Origin of the sequence: Virgibacillus sp. LDC-1 (genome assembly GCF_030137545.1) — a bacterium.
Classification (GTDB): domain Bacteria; phylum Bacillota; class Bacilli; order Bacillales; family Amphibacillaceae; genus LDC-1.
Window position 1 is genome coordinate 26,819 of the sequence record NZ_JARUVL010000012.1, and the last position, 22,470, is coordinate 49,288.

22 protein-coding genes and 1 tRNA gene are annotated in these 22,470 nt (G+C 38.1%); 18 read left to right on the forward strand and 5 right to left on the reverse strand.

The window, feature by feature from the left end:
• Positions 1-30: 30 nt before the first annotated feature.
• From QBK89_RS11010 to QBK89_RS11040, 7 genes are all read left to right on the forward strand, one after another.
• Positions 31-1,038, forward strand: a complete 1,008-nt coding sequence (locus QBK89_RS11010) for a tetratricopeptide repeat protein (RefSeq protein WP_284141105.1) — start codon at positions 31-33, stop codon at positions 1,036-1,038.
• A gap of 78 nt (positions 1,039-1,116) precedes the next feature.
• Positions 1,117-2,070, forward strand: coding sequence for a thioredoxin-disulfide reductase (gene trxB / locus QBK89_RS11015; protein WP_284141106.1), 954 nt, complete (start codon positions 1,117-1,119; stop codon positions 2,068-2,070).
• Positions 2,071-2,366: 296 nt separating this feature from the next.
• Entirely contained in the window at positions 2,367-2,831 is a 465-nt protein-coding gene (locus QBK89_RS11020; protein WP_284141107.1) for an NUDIX hydrolase, read from the forward strand.
• Between the two features lie 45 nt (positions 2,832-2,876).
• Positions 2,877-3,761, forward strand: a complete 885-nt coding sequence (rapZ, locus tag QBK89_RS11025; protein ID WP_284141161.1) for an RNase adapter RapZ — start codon at positions 2,877-2,879, stop codon at positions 3,759-3,761.
• A gap of 2 nt (positions 3,762-3,763) precedes the next feature.
• A complete protein-coding gene (locus QBK89_RS11030) occupies positions 3,764-4,723 on the forward strand; it encodes a gluconeogenesis factor YvcK family protein (RefSeq protein WP_284141108.1) in 960 nt (319 codons plus the stop codon).
• Positions 4,724-4,757: 34 nt separating this feature from the next.
• Positions 4,758-5,699, forward strand: a complete 942-nt coding sequence (whiA, locus tag QBK89_RS11035) for a DNA-binding protein WhiA (RefSeq protein ID WP_284141109.1) — start codon at positions 4,758-4,760, stop codon at positions 5,697-5,699.
• 145 nt (positions 5,700-5,844) lie between these two features.
• On the forward strand, positions 5,845-6,099 hold the full coding sequence (locus tag QBK89_RS11040) for an HPr family phosphocarrier protein (RefSeq protein ID WP_284141110.1): 255 nt from the start codon (positions 5,845-5,847) through the stop codon (positions 6,097-6,099).
• 84 nt (positions 6,100-6,183) lie between these two features.
• Here QBK89_RS11040 and clpP read toward each other — a convergent pair whose 3' ends face one another.
• The gene (gene clpP, locus QBK89_RS11045; protein WP_284141111.1) at positions 6,184-6,777 is read right to left on the reverse strand and encodes an ATP-dependent Clp endopeptidase proteolytic subunit ClpP; all 594 of its coding nucleotides are present in this window, start codon (positions 6,775-6,777) and stop codon (positions 6,184-6,186) included.
• 265 nt (positions 6,778-7,042) lie between these two features.
• Here clpP and QBK89_RS11050 point away from each other — a divergent pair.
• Positions 7,043-7,116: transfer RNA gene (locus QBK89_RS11050), tRNA-Arg, on the forward strand.
• A gap of 272 nt (positions 7,117-7,388) precedes the next feature.
• Here QBK89_RS11050 and dpsA read toward each other — a convergent pair.
• On the reverse strand, positions 7,389-8,273 hold the full coding sequence (gene dpsA / locus QBK89_RS11055) for a dipicolinate synthase subunit DpsA (RefSeq protein WP_284141112.1): 885 nt from the start codon (positions 8,271-8,273) through the stop codon (positions 7,389-7,391).
• A 212-nt stretch (positions 8,274-8,485) separates the two neighbouring features.
• Here dpsA and QBK89_RS11060 point away from each other — a divergent pair, with 212 nt between their 5' ends.
• Entirely contained in the window at positions 8,486-9,469 is a 984-nt protein-coding gene (locus QBK89_RS11060; RefSeq protein WP_284141113.1) for a diaminopimelate dehydrogenase, read from the forward strand.
• Positions 9,470-9,586: 117 nt separating this feature from the next.
• Here the strand turns inward: QBK89_RS11060 and QBK89_RS11065 are convergent, their stop codons facing one another.
• Positions 9,587-9,742: a hypothetical protein gene (locus QBK89_RS11065; protein WP_284141114.1), complete on the reverse strand. Its 156-nt coding sequence runs from the start codon at positions 9,740-9,742 to the stop codon at positions 9,587-9,589.
• Between the two features lie 187 nt (positions 9,743-9,929).
• Between QBK89_RS11065 and rpoN the strand changes: the two genes are divergently transcribed.
• From rpoN to QBK89_RS11110, 9 genes are all read left to right on the forward strand, one after another.
• Positions 9,930-11,225: an RNA polymerase factor sigma-54 gene (rpoN, locus tag QBK89_RS11070; RefSeq protein WP_284141115.1), complete on the forward strand. Its 1,296-nt coding sequence runs from the start codon at positions 9,930-9,932 to the stop codon at positions 11,223-11,225.
• Positions 11,222-11,464 (forward strand): glutaredoxin family protein, encoded by a 243-nt coding sequence (locus QBK89_RS11075; RefSeq protein WP_284141116.1) that lies wholly within the window; start codon positions 11,222-11,224, stop codon positions 11,462-11,464. The genes rpoN and QBK89_RS11075 overlap by 4 nt, the downstream gene beginning before the upstream one ends.
• A 215-nt stretch (positions 11,465-11,679) precedes the next feature.
• The gene (locus QBK89_RS11080; RefSeq protein ID WP_284141117.1) at positions 11,680-12,708 is read left to right on the forward strand and encodes a sugar-binding transcriptional regulator; all 1,029 of its coding nucleotides are present in this window, start codon (positions 11,680-11,682) and stop codon (positions 12,706-12,708) included.
• A 33-nt stretch (positions 12,709-12,741) separates the two neighbouring features.
• Positions 12,742-13,749: a type I glyceraldehyde-3-phosphate dehydrogenase gene (gene gap / locus QBK89_RS11085; protein ID WP_284141118.1), complete on the forward strand. Its 1,008-nt coding sequence runs from the start codon at positions 12,742-12,744 to the stop codon at positions 13,747-13,749.
• 178 nt (positions 13,750-13,927) lie between these two features.
• On the forward strand, positions 13,928-15,109 hold the full coding sequence (locus QBK89_RS11090; protein WP_284141119.1) for a phosphoglycerate kinase: 1,182 nt from the start codon (positions 13,928-13,930) through the stop codon (positions 15,107-15,109).
• A gap of 44 nt (positions 15,110-15,153) precedes the next feature.
• Positions 15,154-15,912, forward strand: coding sequence for a triose-phosphate isomerase (gene tpiA / locus QBK89_RS11095; protein ID WP_284141120.1), 759 nt, complete (start codon positions 15,154-15,156; stop codon positions 15,910-15,912).
• Positions 15,909-17,459 carry a 2,3-bisphosphoglycerate-independent phosphoglycerate mutase gene (gene gpmI, locus QBK89_RS11100; RefSeq protein ID WP_284141121.1) on the forward strand — a complete coding sequence of 517 codons (1,551 nt, stop codon included), beginning with the start codon at positions 15,909-15,911 and terminating at the stop codon, positions 17,457-17,459. The genes tpiA and gpmI overlap by 4 nt, the downstream gene beginning before the upstream one ends.
• A gap of 1 nt (position 17,460) precedes the next feature.
• Complete coding sequence (gene eno, locus QBK89_RS11105; RefSeq protein ID WP_284141122.1) at positions 17,461-18,747, forward strand: phosphopyruvate hydratase; 1,287 nt, start codon at positions 17,461-17,463, stop codon at positions 18,745-18,747.
• 174 nt (positions 18,748-18,921) lie between these two features.
• Positions 18,922-19,506: a nitroreductase family protein gene (locus QBK89_RS11110; RefSeq protein ID WP_284141123.1), complete on the forward strand. Its 585-nt coding sequence runs from the start codon at positions 18,922-18,924 to the stop codon at positions 19,504-19,506.
• 48 nt (positions 19,507-19,554) lie between these two features.
• Here QBK89_RS11110 and ptsP read toward each other — a convergent pair whose 3' ends face one another.
• Positions 19,555-21,267 carry a phosphoenolpyruvate--protein phosphotransferase gene (gene ptsP / locus QBK89_RS11115; protein WP_284141124.1) on the reverse strand — a complete coding sequence of 571 codons (1,713 nt, stop codon included), beginning with the start codon at positions 21,265-21,267 and terminating at the stop codon, positions 19,555-19,557.
• Positions 21,268-21,433: 166 nt separating this feature from the next.
• Positions 21,434-22,348, reverse strand: coding sequence for an alpha/beta hydrolase (locus QBK89_RS11120; RefSeq protein WP_284141125.1), 915 nt, complete (start codon positions 22,346-22,348; stop codon positions 21,434-21,436).
• Between the last annotated feature and the right edge of the window lie 122 nt (positions 22,349-22,470).

The following is a 22,470-nucleotide window of genomic DNA, read 5'->3' on the forward strand; positions in this document are numbered from 1 at the left end:
TGATGTCAACATAACAAATGGGGAATATACATGCAACAAACGAAGAATAGGGTGGAGGCTTCCAATAAGATTATTCCTTTTATTCCTGAAGGAGATTTTTATTACATGAAGGGTGTTAAAGCCTTTCAGAAACGGAAGTTTGAGATTGCGATTAAGTGGCTAACGAAAGCAATTGAAGCAACACCTGATGAACCACTTTATAAATGTCAAATGTCAATAATATATACCGAAATCGGTTCTTTTCATAAGGCAAATCAGTTATTGACGAATGTTTTGCAAACCTCTGGTGATAAATATATTGATTGTTATTATTTGCTTGCAAACAATTATGCCCACCTAGGCTTGTTACATGATGCCAAAAAATACGCATTGTCTTATCTTAATTTAGCTCCTAAAGGTGATTTTCGAGAAGAGGCAGAGGACTTACTCTACTTTATCGAAATTGATGAGGAACAGGATGACGATTGGGATGTAGAAGACGAAGATGAATTAATCATTTATCAAGAGTCTGCTTTTTATTATATGGAAACGATGGATTGGGATAATGCAATTGCTACGCTAGAAGAAATGCTTCATCTATTTCCAGAGCATAAAACGACAAAGCACGAATATGCTCATGCCCTCTTTTTTGCTGGTTATCAAGAAGATGCTATTCAAATGGAACAAGCGCATCTGAAAGAAGAGCCGAATGCGTTGTTTCCGCATGCTAATTTGGCTTTATTCTTTTATGAAATGAATGATATTAGTGAATATGAAAAGCATAAGCGTGCATTACTAAATGTATATCCTATACACGAGCAGCAAAAATTAAAAATAGCGGTAACATTTGCTAGAACAGCATGTTATTCAGAAGCCCTACAACGTTTTAAGCTGGTGGATAAAGGAATCGTTCGGAGCCATATATCGTTTTATAGATGGTATAGTCTTACATTGTATATGACTGGTTTTGAAGAAAAAGCGATTGCCTTATGGGAAGAAGGATGTAAAAAGCACCAATTGTTGTTACAAGAAAAATTTCCTTGGGAAGTGTATGTGTGAGCAAATAATTAGACGAAAATAGTCTAATCTTATACGCTATTACTAACGAATAAAAAGGATAAAAAGGGGCGAAATAAAATGTCCGAAGAAATGATATATGATGTTATTATCGCAGGTGCAGGTCCAGCAGGTATGACCGCTGCTGTTTATGCATCACGTGCTAACCTAGAAACCTTAATGATAGAACGAGGTATTCCTGGTGGACAGATGGCTAATACAGAGGAAGTAGAGAATTTTCCTGGTTTTGATTATATTCTAGGGCCTGATCTATCAAACAAGATGTTTGAGCATGCGAAAAAATTCGGTGCAGAATATGCGTACGGAGATATTAAAGAAGTAGTTGACGAAGGCGATGTTAAAATTGTAAAAGTGGGCAACAAAGAATACAAAACAAAAACGTTAATTATTTCAACAGGAGCTGAACATAAAAAGCTCGGTATTCCTGGTGAGGAAGAATTATCAGGCCGTGGTGTATCTTATTGCGCTGTTTGTGATGGTGCTTTTTTCAGAGATAAAGATCTTGTCGTTATTGGTGGGGGAGACTCTGCTGTTGAGGAAGGCATCTATTTAACGAAATTCGCTCGCAAGGTAACGATTATTCATCGTCGTGATGAATTACGTGCCCAAAAAATTATTCAAACGCGTGCATTCAATAATGAAAAAATCGAATTCATTTGGGATACTGAGGCAAAAACAATAAATGGTCCTGATGGAAAAGTAAGTAGTGTAACCTTAAAGAATAGAAATACTGGCGAGGAATATGATTTCCCAACAGACGGTGTATTTATTTATATTGGGATGTTCCCATTAAGTGATCCATTTAAATCATTAGGTATTACAAATGAAGAAGGCTATATCGTAACGAATGAAAATATGGAAACGCGTATTCCCGGAATTTATGCTGCGGGAGATGTTCGCGAGAAAAAGCTTCGTCAAATCGTTACAGCTACTGGAGACGGTAGTATAGCTGCTGAAGAAGCACAAGCATATATTGAAGAATTGAAAGATAAAAAGAAGGAAACGATAAAGTAATTTCATTTTAACGTTGCTGTAACACGCACGAAACAATTAAGGGGTACAATAGAGTTAACTAATTGACCCCCTTTTTTAATAAATAGATTATTTTTGCACAGATGTCAAAAGCATCTGTGCCTTTTTTTGTTTCTTTTTGAGCGAGCTTTCTTGGCTGGTATGTTCATATAATTCAATGTATAATAAAGGGAGGTCTTTGCCTAGGAAGATTTAACTTGAAACTAGAATTCACACCACTGTATTCATTTAATAAATTACGAGCTTTAATGTTTAGAGAGAAATAGAGGTGATGATTTATGCAGCGTGTTGCAAACTGCATATTAATAAATAATAATCATATTTTAATGATAAAGAAACCAAGACGAGGATGGTATGCAATTCCAGGGGGAAAAATGGAGCATGGAGAGACCATCAAAGAAGCAGCAATTCGTGAATATCGAGAAGAAACAGCATTACATGTTAAAAACCCTTCCTTAGCTGGGGTTTTTACCTTTTCTATTTTTGAAGAAGAGAATTTACAGCAGGAATGGATGATGTTTACGTTTGTTTGTGATACGTTTACTGGAGAGCTGACAGACAATTGTAAAGAGGGAGAATTGGAATGGATACCAATTGATACGATTGCTTCTCTTCCAATGGCAGAGGGAGATCGAAAAATCTTTGCCCACATTCTTTCATCGGATGAATTGCTTTACGGCGCTTTTTCATACACAAAAGATTTTGATCTTTTAGCATATCGCTTTGATCCATCTACTGATTAATAGAAGTACTGTGATAAGAGGTTGAAAGGGGAGCACACCATGACAATGTTAGAAAAAGAACAAGAAACAAAGCTTGTCATTATTACGGGGATGTCTGGAGCAGGTAAAACGGTAGCTATTCAAAGCTTTGAAGATCTTGGCTACTATTGTGTGGATAATTTACCACCAATGCTACTGCCAAAATTTTTAGAGCTAATGCGAGATTCAACGAACAATATTCACAAAGTTGCACTTGTCATGGATTTGCGAGGAAGAGAATTTTTTGATTCATTATTTGAAGCCTTGGATATACTCGGTGATGAGGAATGGCTTGATGAGCATATATTATTTTTGGATGCAAAGGACGAGCAGCTTGTGAGTCGCTATAAGGAGACACGCCGCTCACATCCACTTGCAATCGGTGATTTACCTTTAAAGGGGATTAAGCAGGAGAGAGAAATACTAGATGAATTGCGAGGTAGGGCGCAACGAATCATTGATACAACGAATTTAAAACCAAAGGATTTACGAGAAAAAATCCTTCGAGCTTATCAAGAAGAAAAGCAAGAAATATTTTCCGTTCATATGGTATCCTTTGGCTTTAAATATGGATTGCCAATTGATGCGGATCTTGTATTTGATGTTCGTTTTCTCCCAAATCCGCATTATGTATCTAATTTGCAGCCATTAACCGGTTTAAATCCGGATGTTTCTTCTTATGTGTTCAAATGGTCCGATACGCAAAAGTTTCAAGAAAAGGTTCTTGAGCTATTGCAATTTATGCTTCCATTATATAAAAAAGAAGGAAAATCACAGCTTGTTGTAGCGATTGGCTGTACTGGTGGACAGCATCGGTCTGTAGCGTTGGCTGAATTCTTTGCAAAGCAATTAACGAACAATTATATTACGCATGTGAGCCATCGTGATATCGACAAGAGAAAGGGACATTAGCGATGACAGAAAATCATGAGCCACGTGTTGTTGTCATTGGTGGAGGAACAGGAATGCCTGTTTTGCTTCGTGGTTTAAAGCATTTACCAGTCCATTTAACAGCACTGGTAACTGTAGCAGATGATGGAGGCAGTACTGGAAGATTACGATCAGAAATGGATATTCCCGCTCCAGGGGATATAAGGAATGTAATTGCAGCTTTATCAGATGTAGAGCCGATGCTTGTAGAGCTTTTTCAGCACCGCTTTTCAAGTGGAAATGGACTTTCTGGACATTCGATGGGGAACTTATTGTTAGCAGCAATGACATCCATTACAGGTGATTTTTATACAGGAATTAAGGAAATATCTCGTGTGCTAAACGTAAAAGGGGATATTTTACCAATATCGAACGAAATGATCTCGCTTCATGCAGAAATGGAAGATGGTACCATTGTTTCAGGTGAATCAAATATTCCGCTTGCAAACAAGCAAATAAAGCGTGTTTTTTTGCGTCCTGAACCAGTTCAACCGTTGCCTAATGCAATTCAAGCAATAAATGAAGCGGATCTTGTCGTTATTTCACCTGGAAGTCTATACACGAGTATTCTTCCGAATTTAATTATTCCAGGTATTGATGCGGCGATAAGACAAACAAAAGCAAAAGTAATTTATGTTTGTAATGTAATGACACAAGCAGGAGAAACAACGGGATATGCGGCATCCGATCATGTGAAAGCAATTTGGAACCATATCGGAGAAGACTGTGTGGATGCAGTTGTCGTTCATAATGAACCAATCAATGAAAGAATACTCCATGTTTATGCAGAAGAAAATGCTGTTCCAGTGCAATATGATATCGAGAAACTGTTAGAAATGGGTCTACAGATTATTGAGGGAGATATCATTACACAGCACCACTTTACATTACGACATGACACACATAAAATATCCAAATTACTACATTCTATTGTATTAAATTAGTTAAACGTAGTTTTTTGGTAAAGGAGGGATCATCATGTCCTTCGCATCAGAAATAAAAAAAGAACTAACAAGTATTGAAGTAGATACGTGCTGTGCACAGGCAGAGCTAGCTGCATTAATCCGAATGAATGGGACGATTTCTTTTTCACAGCAGGCATACATGCTTGATGTGCAAACAGAAAATGCTGCGATTGCTCGGAGAATCTATATGTTAATCAAATCGAGATACGCGATGCCTGTTGAGCTTTTAGTTCGCAGGAAAATGAAGCTGAAAAAAAACAATGTATATATCGTTCGATTAAAGGATGGCGTCCGAAAGATGCTAGCAGATCTTAATATCTTAGAAGAACCATATTCTTTCATTCGTACGATATCCGATACGTATCTAAAGAAATCCTGCTGCAAAAAGTCATATTTGCGAGGCGCTTTTTTAGCTGGTGGATCGATTAATAATCCGGAAACTTCCTCCTATCATTTAGAAATCTTTAATTTTTATGAGGAGCATAATAATGCATTATGTGAGTTATTCAATGCATTTCAATTACATGCGAGAAAGTTAGAACGAAGAAATGGTTATATCGTCTATATTAAAGAAGCGGAAAAAATCACGGCATTTTTAAGTATTATTGGTGCCCACAACGCGTTGTTTAAATTTGAGGATGTTCGCATTGTACGAGATATGCGCAACTCGGTAAATCGTCTTGTGAATTGTGAAACAGCAAATTTAAATAAAACGATTGGAGCAGCCTATCGACAAATTGAAAATATCCAGTTAATTGAAAACACAGTTGGCTTGGATGCATTACCTGAAAAGCTTCGTGAAATTGCTGTATTACGTGTTCAGCATGATGATGTTACATTAAAGGAGCTAGGGGAACTTTGTGCTTCAGGTAAAATTTCTAAATCTGGTGTAAATCATCGGTTAAAGAAAATCGATGAATTTGCCGATAAGATAAGACGCGGAGAAAACATTTAAATATTCTGGAAAATTTCATTTTCATAAAGCGTGTTCCATGTTATAATATCGATAATTTACAAACAGAGACGAATCTGGGTAAAAAGAGGTATTTTAGTTGGAACGCGTTTTTTATATTTCGGTGAATATGGGGAGGGTGAATAGGTTGCTTGAACGAACGGTAAGAGTAGAACTAGAAACAGGACTCCAAGCAAGACCAGCTGCACAATTTGTACAAGAAGCAAATCGTTATGCAGCGCATTTATTTATTGAAAAGGACAAAAAACGTGTTAATGCGAAAAGTATTATGGGATTAATGAGTTTAGCGGTTAGTCATGGAGAAACAATCTTACTACTTGCAGATGGATTAGATGAAGAAGCGGCATTAAATCATCTTGTAGCATATGTTTCGCGTACATAATTGAACTGCAAATAAAAAAGCTACCTTAAACGATTTGCCAAATGGCTGAGACGTTTAGAAGGTAGCTTTTTATGTTTTTTTGGATTACTTTGTATCTGGTTTGCGCTCTAGGATTTTATCAATTAATCCATAGTCTACTGCTCTTTCAGCAGTCATAAAGTTATCGCGTTCTGTATCTTGCTCGACAACTTCTAGCGGCTGTCCAGTACGTTCAGAAAGGATTTGATTCATTTTCTTTTTCATTTCAATAATTCTTCTAGCATGAATTTCGATATCTGTTGCTTGGCCTTGTGTACCTCCAAGCGGCTGGTGAATCATTACTTCACTGTTTGGTAATGCATAACGCTTTCCTTTTTCGCCCGCTGCGAGTAAAAATGCACCCATCGAAGCAGCCATTCCAGTACAAATCGTCGATACATCAGATTTGATAAATTGCATCGTATCGTAAATAGCCATACCTGCAGTAATCGAACCACCAGGGGAGTTAATATAAAGCGAAATGTCCTTACCTGGATCTTCTGCTTCTAGGAAAAGCAATTGAGCTACAATGGAATTTGCAACATTGTCATCAATTGCACTGCCAAGCATAATAATACGGTCCTTTAATAGACGAGAGTAAATATCATATGCACGTTCACCGCGGTTTGTTTGTTCAATAACTGTTGGAATTAAATTCATAAAAATCCTCCTTTTTTCGATTGCCATAACCCTTTTATTAGGTTGTAAATTTATCATAACGAAAAGGTCAATAAAGGTCAAACAAAAAGTTCTTATGTACAACATTTAATTTTAATCGGTTTCTATATTAAATATACGCACCAACATAGCACATTTCAAGCATTCCCTAATGGAATAAAACATAAACACAGGTAGAAAAAATACTTGTTTTGTTGTTATTGTCGCGTTATAATAGCCTATGTGTGTTAATTACATTTTATTAAATGCGCTCGTAGCTCAGTCGGATAGAGCAATGGTTTCCGGTGCCATGTGTCGGGGGTTCGATTCCTCTCGAGCGCGCTATAATATCGTTTTAGCAAGGGATACAATCTTTGTATCTCTTTTTTTGTGATGGAAAGTCCTTTTTGGTTGTTCTAAAACCTAGCAAAAAATAGGATTTGTTTCAGTTGAAGGAAAGATATTGGGATAGTTCATAAACTAAAAAAGGGGAGCGCAGAACTCCCCAGCCGTTACGTGGGGATTAGGGGAAATACGTAACGGCTATTTAATTAGTACGAAGAAAAAAATAATAATCAGGGGGTCGAAAAGCGAAATAAGGAAGTTCTATATTTCTACTGCTCAATTAAATTTTTAATGATAACATCTGCAATAATGGTACCAGCAGTTTTTGGTGCTACCTTTCCAGGAAGCCCAAGCGCATGGATTGCTGTTATTCCTTTCTCTTTCGCAAATTGAAAATTTGTGCCTCCGGGATTGGATGCGATATCAATTATAAGTGTCGAGTCTGATAAAGTGGAAAGCACTGTTGTATTTAGGATTTCAGTAGGAATGGTATTAATTATAATGTCCATCTCTTTTGCTTTGTCCATTTCGTTTAGGATAGAAAAAGGTATTAGTCCCATTTCTTTTGCTCGAGCAAACGCTGTAGGGTTACGTGCTCCAACGTAAACAGAGGCTCCAATCGCAGCAAACAGTCGGGCTACTGTCATCCCGACACGTCCAAATCCAAGAATCATAACACGCGCACCATGGATTGTATAGTTTGTATGTTTTATCGCTAGAGCTAATATACCTTCTGCCGTTGGAATAGCATTTAAGATGGCAACATCATCTCGTTTGAATATCTCCACTAATGTTCGATCTGTTCGTTGAATCACTTCATTTAAATACCCATTTGATATTCCCGTAAAGATTTTACAATGACTTGGCGTATTTTTGATTAACTCTTCAGTCACAATCAAGGGCTCATTTGTAAAACGAGCATGTTCAACTCTTCCCTGTGCGCTTGTTCCACTTACTGGAAGGAGCAATCCGTCCAATTGGCTAACATCCATCTTATCCAGTTTGACATGATGAATCCGATTGTGCTGAAGCTGTACCTGAACATTTTCAAAGCCGGCTAAATAAATGGTCCCATTTTGTTTTATTAATTGATGAATGACTTCTAGGTAACGGTCATCTCCCCCAATAATAAGTACAGAAAATGAATGTTTCATCCTAATAACCTCCTTCAGCATTTTGTTGATAACAGTTTCTATCTGGCGTGCAATGTTTGCATTATTATAGCATATGAAGCTCCTTAATGAAGACGACCCTATTCATTAATGATGAATAAAATTAGTACCACCAGAGTAGAAAACTTTTGAACAATTTTAGGAAAACCCTTATACTCGAAAGATAGAAATTTTGGATAAAGGAAGTGGAGAAAGTGGAAAATAGCATCCGAGTAGGAATAGTAGGCTATGGTAATTTAGGAAAAGGTGTAGAAATCGCAATCCATCGAAATCCAGATTTGAAATTAGTAGGAGTATTTACTAGAAGAGATCCTTCAACTATTCAAACTGTATTTCCTGGTGTTGAAGTGTTCACATATGATGAAATGGAAAAGTTTACAGATAAAATTGATGTTATGGTACTTTGTGGTGGTTCAGCAAGTGATTTACCTACGATGAGTCCAGAAATTGTAGCCAAGTTTAATATCGTAGATAGCTTTGATAATCATTCAAAAATTCCAGCACATATCGAAAAAGTAGATCGTGTTGCAAAGGAAAGTGGAAAAGTCGGTGTTGTTTCGGTAGGCTGGGATCCAGGACTCTTCTCCATGAATCGTTTACTAGGAGAAATCGTACTTCCAACAGGTGGCACACATACTTTTTGGGGAGAAGGACTAAGCCAAGGGCATTCTGAGGCAGTGAGACGTATTGAAGGTGTAAAAGCTGGAGTGCAATATACGGTGCCAATTGATCTAATTCTTGAAAAAGCAAGAGCTGGTGAAGGTGCGGAACTAACTGGCGCAGATCGCCATAAAAGAGTTTGTTATGTGGTAGCTGATGAAAAGGATCAAACGCGGATTGAAAACGAAATTAAAACAATGCCAGACTATTTTGCACCATATGATACGACGGTTCATTTTATAAGTGAAGAAGAGCTAAAGCAAAATCATAGCAAGATGAAGCATGGAGGCTTTGTGATTCGTTCTGGAAATACAAGTGATGATAATCAAGCAACGGTTGAGTTCGCTTTAGCGTTGGATAGTAACCCAGAATTTACGGCTAGTGTATTAGTTGCATATGCAAGAGCAGCCTATCATTTAAACAAAAGAGGCGAAACGGGAGCAAAAACGGCATTTGATATTCCTTTGTCAGTTATGACGAATAAATCAAGTGCTGAAATTTATAAGGATTTACTTTAAGAAGAAGTATGGCGGAAACCCAGGAATGTAAAAAAGTCAGATCGTTCATTTTTCGATGGGCAATCTGACTTTTTTATATAGATAAGATAAGTCTGTCTTTCTTTTCTATCACTGCTTTTACCGCTTTTCAGCAAATAGGAGTATTAATGTAGCAATAGGCCCCAAAAACAATGAGAGTAAAAACCAATTGAAAGCGGTTCTGTTTTTTCCTTGTGCCAATCCTGCATTGATCAACGCAAGTGTACCCCAGCCAACATAATAGCTTCCTTCCATTTCATATCCCCCTTAAAACATTAAATTACCTTTTTATAATCTTTATGTCATTGTATTAAAAATTTTTGAAATAACAAAATAGGTGGATAGGTTTTAATTTTATATATTTACCAATTACAGTCTCGTGCGTTTTCCAGTTAGTTATGGCAAAATAGAAAAAAAGCATGGTTTACTTGGAGAGGATTAGATGAAGCCAAAGCTTATTCAAGAACAATCACTTCAATGGAAGATGAATCAGTCTTTGCTGCAGGCGATTCACATCTTGCAGCTTTCAAGTGTGGAATTAGTCGATTACTTGAAGCAGCTTTCCAAAGAGAATCCATTAATAGAAGATGTTGAATATAATTTTGATTTCTCGGCATATAAAGATACAGCAATCAATCATTTACCGATTGGGGAAACAAAAGAAAGCGCCATTTCTATGTATGAACAATTGAAAAAACAGCTTTATACATTAGATATTCCCCAGGAAATATTGCCGGTTGTATTATTCGGAATTGATTCATTAAATGAGGATGGGTATCTAGAAATCAGTCTTGAGGTTTGGGCTTCTGCATGTAATACTTCTGTTGAAATTGTAGAGCAAGCACTCGATTATATTCAACAGCTAGATCCACCTGGTATCGGAGCGAGATCGTTTCAGGAATGTATTTTATTACAGTTAACAGTGAAGTCCCACGAAGAAAAAGCAATTCATATCCTTTTAAACGAACACTTAGATTGGATTGCGGATGAAAATACGAGCGCAATATCTGAAACGTACGCAATAGCAAAGTCGGATGCCGAAAATATTATCGAACAGATTAAAGCCAGTCATCCCAAGCCTGGACAACTATTGTCATCAAAAAGGGCAACCTATATTATTCCTGAAGCCTCCATTATAAAGGAAAAGGGAGCTTGGAAGATTAAATTCTTTCATTGGAGCACGCCTACCATTTCCTTAAACAAGACATATAAACAGCTCGACGGGTATGATGCACCAACGTTGGCATTCATAGAAGAAAAAAAGAAGCAAATTGAACGGATTAACCAAGCAATCGGCTATCGATCTACCCTTATTCAGCGTATTATCCAGACGATTATAGAAAAACAAATGATGTACTTTGAGCATGGAGCTACATGGCTAAAGCCACTTACATTAAAAGAAGTTGCTGAACGTATCCGTGTAAGTATTTCCACCGTAAGTCGAACAATTCAAGGTAAATATGTACAAACACCACAGGGAATTATCGAGCTAAAGTTCTTTTTTCAACCGGGAATAAAGCAAAAGAATGGGAGTGCGATTTCAGCCTTTGCGTTAAAATACTTTATCCGAGAGGTTGTTCAACTTGAAGATAAACATAAACCATTTTCAGATGAAGCAATAAAAAAGGAGATAGAATCGGCTTATGGAATCCAGGTTGCTCGAAGAACGATTGCGAAATATCGTGAGCTGTTACACATACGTGCATCAACAAAAAGAAGACAGGGAGGAAGAACATGATGAAGCAGGTTATATTATATACAAAAGCGAATTGTCCATTATGCGATGAAGCAAAAACTCTTTTAGAGCTACTTCAAACGGACTATTCATTTTCTATCGAAGAACGGGATATTTATAGCAATGATTCATGGTTAGAAACCTACCAATTAACAATTCCACATATTGTTATTGGGGAAACTGAATTCGATTGTCGCTCTATCCAGCTTGATGTGATGGAAGAAGCATTGTTAAAAACTTAAGAAGCGCTATCGTTTCAAAGGGATCCTGACAAATGAAGTTATCATTTTTCTTTTGTCAGGAAAATACAGTACAAAGAGAAAAGTGATTTTTATTGTATATTTTTAGTAGTGTGGTATAATCTAAGTGTAAAGAAGCTTCATATTTTTTTACACTTAGTGGGACGATAATTATCCGGCTGGGACTAAAAATGTCCAAAAGAAAAGGAGCAATACCTGTGAGACATTTAATTGAGCTACAAAAGAGATTATACCCTGAAGTGTTAGCAGTTATGCAGCAACGATATGCGGTTCTTCACAATATTGCCCGCTTTCAACCAATCGGAAGAAGAGCATTGGCTGATAATTCTAATTTGACAGAACGGACGATTCGAAGTGAAGTTGATTTTTTGCAGGAGCAAGGGCTTATCCATGTAACCGCAAAAGGGATGCTTATTGCAAATGAGGGTAAAATAATTTTGGAACAATTAGCAGAGCTCATGGGTGAAGTAATGGGTTTAAGTGTTTTAGAAAATAAGATTAAGGATAAGCTTAAATTAAGTAATGTCATCATTATTCCTGGTAATAGTGATGAAAATGCTTGGGTAAAGCAGGAAATGGGAAAGGCCTGTGTCGCTTATCTAAAATCTATTGTTAATCCTAATTCAACAATCGCTGTAACAGGTGGTACAACAATGGCAGCGATAGCGGCAGTAATGACGCCTTTTGATAAACAGGGAAATTTATTGTTTGTCCCCGCCCGCGGTGGTATTGGTGAAAAAATGGAAAACCAAGCAAACACCATTGTTTCAGAAATGGCGAAAAAGGCAAACGGAAATTATCGACTATTATATGTACCCGACTTACTTAGTGATGCCTCCTACCAATCGATCATTAGCGAGCCTTCTATTGATGAAATTTTAAAGCAAATAAAACAAGCAGACATTGTGTTACATGGAGTAGGGAACGCATTAAAAATGGCTTATCGTAGGAAAACAGCAAGTGAAGTTATTACATTGTTACAAGAAACCAATGCGGTAAGTGAAGCATTTGGGTATTACTTTGATCAAGCTGGACAAATCGTTCACAAAGTAAACACAGTAGGTATCCATTTGGAGGATTTAGATGCTGCGAAAACGGTTATTACAGTTGCAGGAGGTAAATCAAAAGGACAAGCGATATCCTCTTATTTTCAAAGAGGAAAAAGTGATTTACTTATTACTGATGAAGCAGCAGCAGAAGAGATTTTAAGGGATTTATCCCTTTAAATATATAAATACACAAAACAGGAGGAGTATAAAATGGCAGTAAAAATTGGTATTAATGGATTTGGGCGTATAGGACGTAATGTATTCCGTCAATCATTAAAGAATGATAAGGTAGAAGTAGTAGCAATCAATGATTTAACAGATGCCAAAATGCTAGCACATTTATTGAAGTACGATTCTGTTCACGGAAAATTAGAAGAAGAAGTAACGGTAACTGATACTGCGTTAATAGTAGGTGGAAAAGAAATTAAGGTTCTAGCAGAACGTGAGCCTGCAAAGCTTCCATGGGGTGAATTAGGTGTTGACATCGTAATTGAATCCACTGGTCGTTTCGTAGATCGCGAATCTTGTCAAAAGCATCTTGATGCAGGTGCTAAAAAGGTAATTATTTCTGCACCAGGTAAAAATGAAGATGTAACAGTAGTTATGGGAGTTAACGAAAATGAATATGAAGCTGCAAACCACCATGTTGTATCCAATGCTTCATGTACAACAAACTGTTTAGCACCGTTTGCAAAAGTACTACAAGATAACTTCGGCATCAAGCGCGGGTTAATGACAACTGTTCACGCATATACTAATGATCAGCAAATATTGGATTTACCACATAAAGATTATCGTCGTGCACGTGCGGCTGCTGAAAGCATTATTCCAACAACAACTGGAGCAGCTAAAGCAGTAGGTAAAGTATTACCTGAATTAAATGGGAAATTAAACGGAATGGCAATGCGTGTTCCAACTCCAGACGGTTCGATCGTCGACTTAACTGTGGAATTAGAGAAAAATACAACGGTTGAGGAGTTAAATAAAGCATTTAAAACAGCAGCAGAAGGAGAACTAAAAGGAATTCTTGAATATACGGAAGAGCCATTAGTCTCAAGAGATATCATTGGAAATACACATTCATCTATTCTTGATGCTTTATCAACAATGGTACTGGAAGACAACTTAGTAAAGGTTGTTTCTTGGTATGATAATGAGATGGGTTATTCTGCTCGTTGTATTGATTTAGCGGTTTATATGGAGGAAAAAGGTTTATAATATAGTAGACATGCTATCTTCGAAAAGGAGGGGGTATTCCTCCTCCTTTTTTAAACGTTTATGCGTTAAAATAGTTTAGACTCATGATTTTTCCGCAAATTCACATGATATTAAAAGCAATTAAGAAAGAAACCGACTATAATGATGTTGGTACATACTTTAATTGGGAGGGTTTCTCGTGAATAAAAAAACACTTCAAGATGTAAATGTAAGTGGAAAAAAAGTTTTTTGTAGAGTTGATTTTAATGTCCCAATGAAGGATGGTAAAGTAACGGATGATACGCGAATAAAAGCTGCTTTACCAACGATTAAATATTTATCAGATAATGGAGCCATAGTTATTTTAGCGAGTCACTTAGGAAGACCAAAAGGACAAGTAGTAGAAGAACTCCGACTTGATCCTGTTGCGGAACGACTAAGTGATCTTATTGGGAAAAGCGTGCTAAAAACAGATGCCGTCTATGGGGAAGAAGTAAACAACGCAATTGCCCAAATGTCGAATGGTGACATATTGCTTATCGAAAATGTTCGCTTTGAGCCAGGCGAAACGAAAAACGATCCTGCTTTAGCGGATGCTTTTGCCCAAATGGCAGACCTGTATGTAAATGATGCTTTTGGCGCGGCACATCGTGCACATGCATCGACAACTGGTGTCGCTGAGAAGCTCCCTGCTGCTGCTGGCTTTTTGATGCAAAAAGAGATTGAAGTTCTCGGCAAGGCGTTAGAAAATCCAGAACGACCATTCACGGCCATTATTGGCGGTGCTAAAGTAAAGGACAAAATTGGTGTCATTGATAACCTGTTAGATAAAGTGGACAATTTAATTATTGGTGGCGGATTAGCATATACGTTTGTAAAAGCGCAAGGATATGAAATCGGTAATTCACTACTTGAAGAAGATAAGATTTCACTTGCAAAAGAATTTATCGAGAAGGCAAAAGAAAAGGGCGTTCGTTTTGTACTTCCAGAGGATGCTATAGTAGCAGATGCCTTTTCTGAGGAAGCTTCGATTAAAACAGTTGATATTGATCAAATCCCAGCAGATTGGGAGGCACTTGATATCGGTCCTAAAACTCGTGAAACGTATCGTGACATTGTAAAAGCTTCGAAGCTCATTATTTGGAATGGTCCAATGGGTGTGTTTGAAATGGAACCTTTTGCAGGTGGAACGAAAGCTGTAGCAGAAGCGTTATCGGAAACGGAAGGCTATACAATCATCGGTGGCGGAGATTCTGCAGCAGCGGTTGAAAAGTTTGGTTTTGCGGCTGCAATGGATCATGTGTCAACTGGTGGCGGTGCTTCCCTAGAGTTCATGGAAGGTAAGCTACTTCCGGGCTTGCAAGCACTGGATGACAAATAAAAACGAGCAAGAAATGGACAGAAATAAAACAGAGAGGTGATCAGATGCGAAAAAAGGTTATTGCTGGTAACTGGAAAATGAATAAGGAAACGACGGATGTCGTGCAATTTGTGGAGGAAGCCGTTGCAAGCCTTCCAAATTCAGAAGAAGTGGAAGCAATTGTTTGTGCACCTTTTCCATACTTGACGTTGCTTGTCGAAAAAACAAAGGGAACAACATTAAAAGTGAGTGCGCAAAACATGCACTTTGCGGATGATGGAGCCTACACAGGAGAAGTTAGTCCTGTTATGTTAAAGGATATTGGCGTTACTCATGTAATTATTGGACATTCAGAGCGCCGTGAATATTTTGCAGAAACTGATGAGACCGTAAACAAAAAAATTCATGCCGCATTCAAGCATGGCTTGACACCAATTGTTTGTGTTGGTGAATCGCTAGCACAGCGTGAGGCAAATGAAACAAAAGCACATGTAGAAAAGCAAGTTGAACTTGCACTAGGTGGTCTTGATAAGAAGCAAGTTGCGGAAACAATTATTGCATATGAACCAATCTGGGCAATTGGAACAGGAAAGACTGCTTCCAGTGCGGATGCGAATGAGGTTTGTTCTCATATCCGTAAAGTCGTAGAAAAAGTAACCAATGCAGAAACAGCAGAGAAAGTCGTCATTCAATATGGTGGTAGTGTCAAGCCAGCAAATGTTGATGAATTGCTGTCCCAATCAGATATTGATGGTGCACTTGTTGGCGGAGCAAGCTTAGAAGCAGCTTCATTTGTCAAATTAGTGGAGGCTGGTGCAAAATGACGGAGTCAAAACTTGCTGCATTAATTATCCTGGACGGATTCGCTATACGAGATGAAGTAACAGGAAATGCAGTAAAGCAAGCAAAAAAGCCAAACTTTGACCGCTATTGGAATACGTACCCACATAGTCAATTACAAGCAAGTGGGAATGCAGTTGGTCTTCCTGAAGGACAAATTGGCAATTCAGAAGTTGGTCATTTAAACATTGGTGCAGGTAGAGTGGTATATCAAAGTCTATCCAGAGTAAACCTCTCGATTGAAAACGGAGAGTTCTTTGAAAAAGAAGCATTTCTGCAGGCGATGAGACATGCAAAGGAAAAACAGAAAGCCTTGCATCTATTTGGATTACTTTCCGATGGTGGCGTGCACAGCCATATAAACCATTTATTTGCCTTATTAAAGCTGGCGAAAAATGAAAATTTGGAAAAGGTATATATCCATGCATTTTTAGACGGACGCGATGTTGGTCCACAAACAGCTAAAAATTATATAGAGCAAACGGAAGCCAAAATTAAAGAATATGGTGTCGGAGAGATTGCGACAATTTCTGGACGTTATTATTCGATGGATCGTGATAAACGCTGGGATCGCGTAGAAAAGGCATATGATGCAATGGTTTATGGTGAGGGACCTCAATATAAAAATCCATTGGATGTTGTTGCGGATTCCTATAAAAACGGCGTATATGATGAATTTGTCCTTCCTTCTGTTATTCTAGATAAAGAAGGTAATCCAGTAGGAAAAGTTCAAGATGAAGACTCGATTATTTTTTATAACTTTAGACCTGACCGAGCGATTCAAATTTCGAGAACATTTACCGATGCAGATTTTCGCGATTTTGATCGTGGCGAGCATCCACCTAAAAATCTTGATTTTGTCATGCTGACGAATTTTAGCGAAACCGTTGATGGCTATGTTGCTTATGAACCAGTTAATCTGGACAATACAATTGGAGAAGTTCTGTCACAACATCATTTAAAGCAATTACGTATTGCAGAGACAGAAAAGTATCCACATGTTACGTTCTTTATGAGTGGTGGTCGAGAAGCCGAATTTCCTGGTGAAAAGCGCATATTAATCAACTCACCGAAAGTAGCAACGTATGATTTAAAGCCAGAGATGAGTGCATATGAAGTAACGGATGCATTATTGAAGGAATTAGATGCAAAAGCACACAATGCGATTATATTAAATTTTGCCAATCCAGATATGGTTGGACATTCAGGTATGCTAGAACCGACAATTAAAGCGATAGAAGTGGTTGATGAATGTCTTGGTAAAATTGTAGATAAGATTTTGGAGCTAGGTGGCCATGCGATTATTACTGCAGATCATGGGAATTCCGATGAAGTATTAACATTAGACGGAAAACCGATGACAGCACATACAACGAACCCAGTTCCTGTGATTGTAACAAAAGAGGCTATTGAACTGCGCGATGGCGGAAAGCTAGCAGACTTAGCACCGACCTTATTGGATTTACTGCATGTTGATAAACCAGAAGAAATGACTGGCACAAGCTTAATCAAACAAAAAGGAGAGAATTAATATGCCTTATATTACAGATGTTTACGCACGTGAAGTTTTAGATTCAAGAGGAAACCCAACAGTTGAAGTAGAAGTTTTTACAGAATCTGGCGCTTTTGGCGCAGCATTAGTTCCAAGTGGTGCATCCACTGGGGAATATGAAGCAGTAGAGCTTCGTGACGGAGATAAAGCACGCTACAATGGAAAAGGTGTGCTTAAAGCAGTACAAAATGTAAACGAGGTTATTGCACCTGAGCTATTAGGCATTGATGTTACACGCCAAAACATCATTGATCAAATTATGCTTGAGCTAGATGGCACAGAAAATAAAGGAAAGCTTGGTGCAAATGCGATATTAGGTGTTTCCATGGCGGTCGCACATGCAGCAGCAAGCTATCTCGAGATCCCACTTTACAATTATCTTGGTGGATTCAATGCAAAAACATTGCCAACACCAATGATGAATATCGTAAATGGTGGAGAGCATGCGGATAATAATGTGGATATTCAGGAATTCATGATTATGCCAGTTGCTGCACCTACATTCCAAGAAGCATTACGTACAGGAACAGAAATTTTCCATTCCTTAAAAAATGTACTGAAAAATAAAGGCTACAATACTGCTGTTGGAGATGAAGGTGGATTTGCGCCAAACCTTGGCTCAAATGAAGAAGCGCTTCAAACGATTGTTGAAGCAATCGAAGCAGCAGGCTATAAGCCAGGAGAAGAAGTAAAACTAGCTATGGACGTTGCTTCCTCTGAAATGTACGAAGATGGTAAATACCATCTAAAAGGAGAGGGCGTTGTTCGTACTTCTGAGGAAATGGTTACTTGGTATGAAGAAATGGTGAACAAGTATCCGATCATTTCCATTGAAGATGGATTAGATGAGAATGACTGGGAAGGACATAAGCTACTAACTGAACGTCTTGGCGATCGTGTACAGCTCGTAGGGGATGATTTATTCGTTACGAATACGAAGCGTCTTGCCCAAGGAATCGAGCAAGGAGTTAGTAACTCTATTTTAGTAAAAGTAAACCAAATTGGTACACTGACTGAAACATTTGAAGCAATTGAAATGGCAAAACGTGCAGGTTATACGGCTGTTATTTCTCACCGTTCTGGTGAAACAGAAGATGCAACCATTGCTGATATTGCTGTTGCTACAAACGCAGGTCAAATTAAAACAGGAGCACCGTCACGTACAGACCGTGTAGCGAAATACAACCAATTACTTCGTATTGAAGACGAATTAGCTGGTATGGGCGAATATGCTGGTCTAAGTGCTTTTTATAACTTGAAAAAATAGTAAGTGTGTATGCAACAACACCTCCAAATCGTAGAAGATTTGGAGGTGTTTTTTATGAGAAAAAAATCGGGATTCTAGATTGCTCGTTACCTGATTTAAATCTAAATATAATCATAGTATACTAAAAAATAAAGCATATAAATGCGATGACTTAAAATGAAACATAGGGTGGAGATGTCAGTGGATATTTTGGATGTGATTCGTAATAGAAGATCGATTCATTCCTTTAAGGGAGAGGAAGTAGAACAGGAGGTGCTTGAAGCGATTTTTGAGCATGCATCTTGGGCACCGACCCACTATATGAAAGAGGCATGGAATATTAAGGTGTATCAGGGAGCTGGAAAAGAGAGGCTAGTAGACGAGATCCTAGAAAGCTACCAACGGATTGGTATGATTCCGCAAAATAAAGAAATGAAAACAATGAAAATGATGCAGTCAATGCGCCAATTTTTAACACACATCCCACACCATGCATTAATCTATTTTCATAAAGAGGAAGATCCGATTCGTTATGAGGAGGAGTATGCTTCCATTTGCGCCTTTATTCAAAATGCGCAGCTTGCTGCATGGGCTTATGGAGTCGGAATGCTATGGACGATTACACCGTATATGCATGACCCTGAATTTCCGGCTAGTCTTGGGTTGCAGGATGAAACGATTAAAATAGCGGCAGTGCTGCAAATTGGCTATCCGGAAAAGACGCCAATAAGTAAAGGCCGAACTCCCATTCAGCATAAGCTGGACTTTATTGTGAAATAAAAGCGCCTGCTAGCGGAAATATCCGTTGCAGACGCTTTTTTAATGCTTCTATTCGGTCTTTTCTTTAATAAATTCAATTACTTCCTCTGCTGTTCCCATGGAGAGTAGCTTGTCCTTATAGGAAGCAAGCTTTTCTTTTGAAAGTGTACGGAACTGTGTACGTGCTGGAAGAATGGATGTTGCGCTCATACTGAATTCATCTAAACCTAAAGCAAGTAGTAATGGAATAGCAAGTGGGTCCCCAGCCATTTCGCCACACATTCCAGCCCATTTACCTTCACTGTGGGCTGCTTCAATGACGTTGTTTACTAAGTTTAAAATAGCAGGGTGATATGGCTGATACAAGTAAGAAACGCGCTCATTCATTCGATCTGCTGCCATTGTGTACTGGATCAGATCGTTTGTTCCGATACTGAAAAAGTCAACCTCTTTGGCGAATTGCTTTGCAAGTACTGCAGTAGCTGGAATTTCAACCATAATCCCAACTTCAATTGAATCGGAAACGGCAATTCCTTCTTTTAGAAGATTTTCTTTTTCATCCAATAAAATCGCTTTTGCTTGGCGAAATTCCTCAAGGGTTGCGATCATCGGGAACATAATCTTTAGATTTCCATAAACACTTGCTCGTAACAACGCTCGTAGCTGTGGACGAAATACGTCTTCATTCTCTAAACAAAAACGGATTGCCCGAAATCCTAAAAATGGATTTAACTCTTTTGGTAAGCTTAAATAGCTTAATTCTTTATCGCCACCGACATCAAGTGTGCGGACGACAACAGGCTTGTCCCCCATTTGCTCAAGAACAGATTTATAAGCTTTAAACTGTTCTTCTTCGCTAGGAAGCTCGCTTTTTCCCATATATAAAAACTCTGTGCGGTAAAGCCCGACACCTTCACCACCATTATTAATTACACCGGCAACATCTTCAGGTGTCCCGATATTACCAACAAGCTCTACTTGTTCCCCATCTTTTGTAAATGTCGGTTCATCCTTTAGTTTTTCCCATTCTTTTTTCTGATTTGCAAATGCTTCTTGTTTTTTGCGATAGGTTTGTAGCTCGTTCTCACTTGGGTTAATAAGGACGAAGCCTTCAATTCCATCGACAATAATGGTATCTCCATGTGTGATTTTTGATGTAATATCTTTTGTTCCTACTACTGCTGGTATTTCTAAGGATCTAGCCATAATAGCGGAATGAGAGGTTCTGCCTCCGATATCTGTTGCAAAGCCTTTTACAAACTGTCGATTTAACTGTGCTGTATCAGAAGGAGTTAAATCATGGGCAATCACGATAACCTCCTCATCGATTAAGGCTGGATCAGGAAACTTAACGCCAAGTAAATGTGCCATCACTCTTTTGGTTACGTCAGATATGTCGGCTGCACGTTCACGCATATATTCATTATCCATGTTTTTAAACATGTCAATAAACATGTTGGCGATTTCTTCTAGTGCTGCTTCTGCCGTTTTATTTTCATTGTTAATTTTATCTTTCATTGGATTGACTAGCTCTGGATCACTAAGCACAAGCAGGTGTGCAGAAAATATTTCTGCGTGCTCGTCACCTAGTACTTCTTTTGTATGAGCTTTAATCTTTTCAAGCTCTTCCTTTGAAACTGCTAGTGCATTATCCAATCGTTTTAATTCTAATTCTGGGTCCTCGCTTTTTACTTTCTCATACGATAAATCTGGTGTAATGAGCTGATACGCTTTTGCAATTGCAATGCCTGATGAAGCTGCAATTCCTTCCATAGAGTTCATTTGTTGTCCACCTTTCTGTCTTCAGTTGAATAAGAAATTAGTATTACGAAAGCTTGCTACCGATACCAGGTGTCCCTGTTCGTATACTTTCTATTTTAAGCTTTTTCTGATCATAGTTCAAAGATTGTTGGTCACTTGGACTACAATGTTATCATTTTCGACACACCTATTCCAAAATATGTGAAATCCAGCCGCTTATTGCTTGATAAACTTCCTTTTTATTTAACTCATTTAGTAACTCATGTCTACCATTTTCGTATAACATCGTTGTAACTTTTTCTAGTCCTGCTTCTTCGTAAAGCTGTGCGGTTTTCCACACGCCTTTTCCATAGCTTCCGACTGGATCAGCAGCTCCACTTATGAGAAGCATAGGTAAGTCCTTTCTGATTGACCCATTGGCTTGTTTTTGATGAATATCCTGTAAGCCTGACATTAGGTCGTAAAAAAAACGTGCTGTAGGAACAAAACCGGTTAATGGATCCTCGATATATGCTTTTACAGCTTCTTTATCCTGTGTTAACCAATCAAATTTCGTAATTTTACCTTTGATGCGGTTGTTGTTCGAGCCAAAAGCGAGTTGGTTCATAAGTTTTGATTTTTTTGTTGGGGGAAGAATGCTTGCCATTTGTTTTCCTACCATTGTAAGTGATGTTGGATAATAGCCTGTTCCAGCTAAAATAACGCCTTTAATGGCATGGCTATGCGTTTGAATATACTTACGTGCTAGAAAAGAGCCCATGCTATGACCTAATAAAAAGAGCGGTATATTCGGATAGGTTGATTTAATATCCGTTGTAATGGTAAATAAGTCTGAAGCAGTCTTGGTAAAACCATCCTCAGCCGCAAAATAACCAAGAATTCCTTGTTTTTGACCAGTTTTTCCATGTCCGCGATGGTCATTTCCAAAAACAAAAATACGTTCGTTTAGTAAAAAATTAGCAAATTCATCATAGCGTTCAATGTGTTCTACCATTCCGTGTGAGAGCTGAACAATTGCCTTTGGTTGTTCCTGTGGATTTGTCCAGCTTACAACATGGACGTCTACGCCATCTTTCATGGAGAGCCAATATGATTTTTTCATGGTTAACCGATCCCCTTTTTAATGAGTTTCTCGCTCTATGGTTTCATTCAACATAAGCTGATGAAATCAAGTTAAGATTCAACTCCAGTATAAATCCAACAACGAGAAACATCCATTTATAA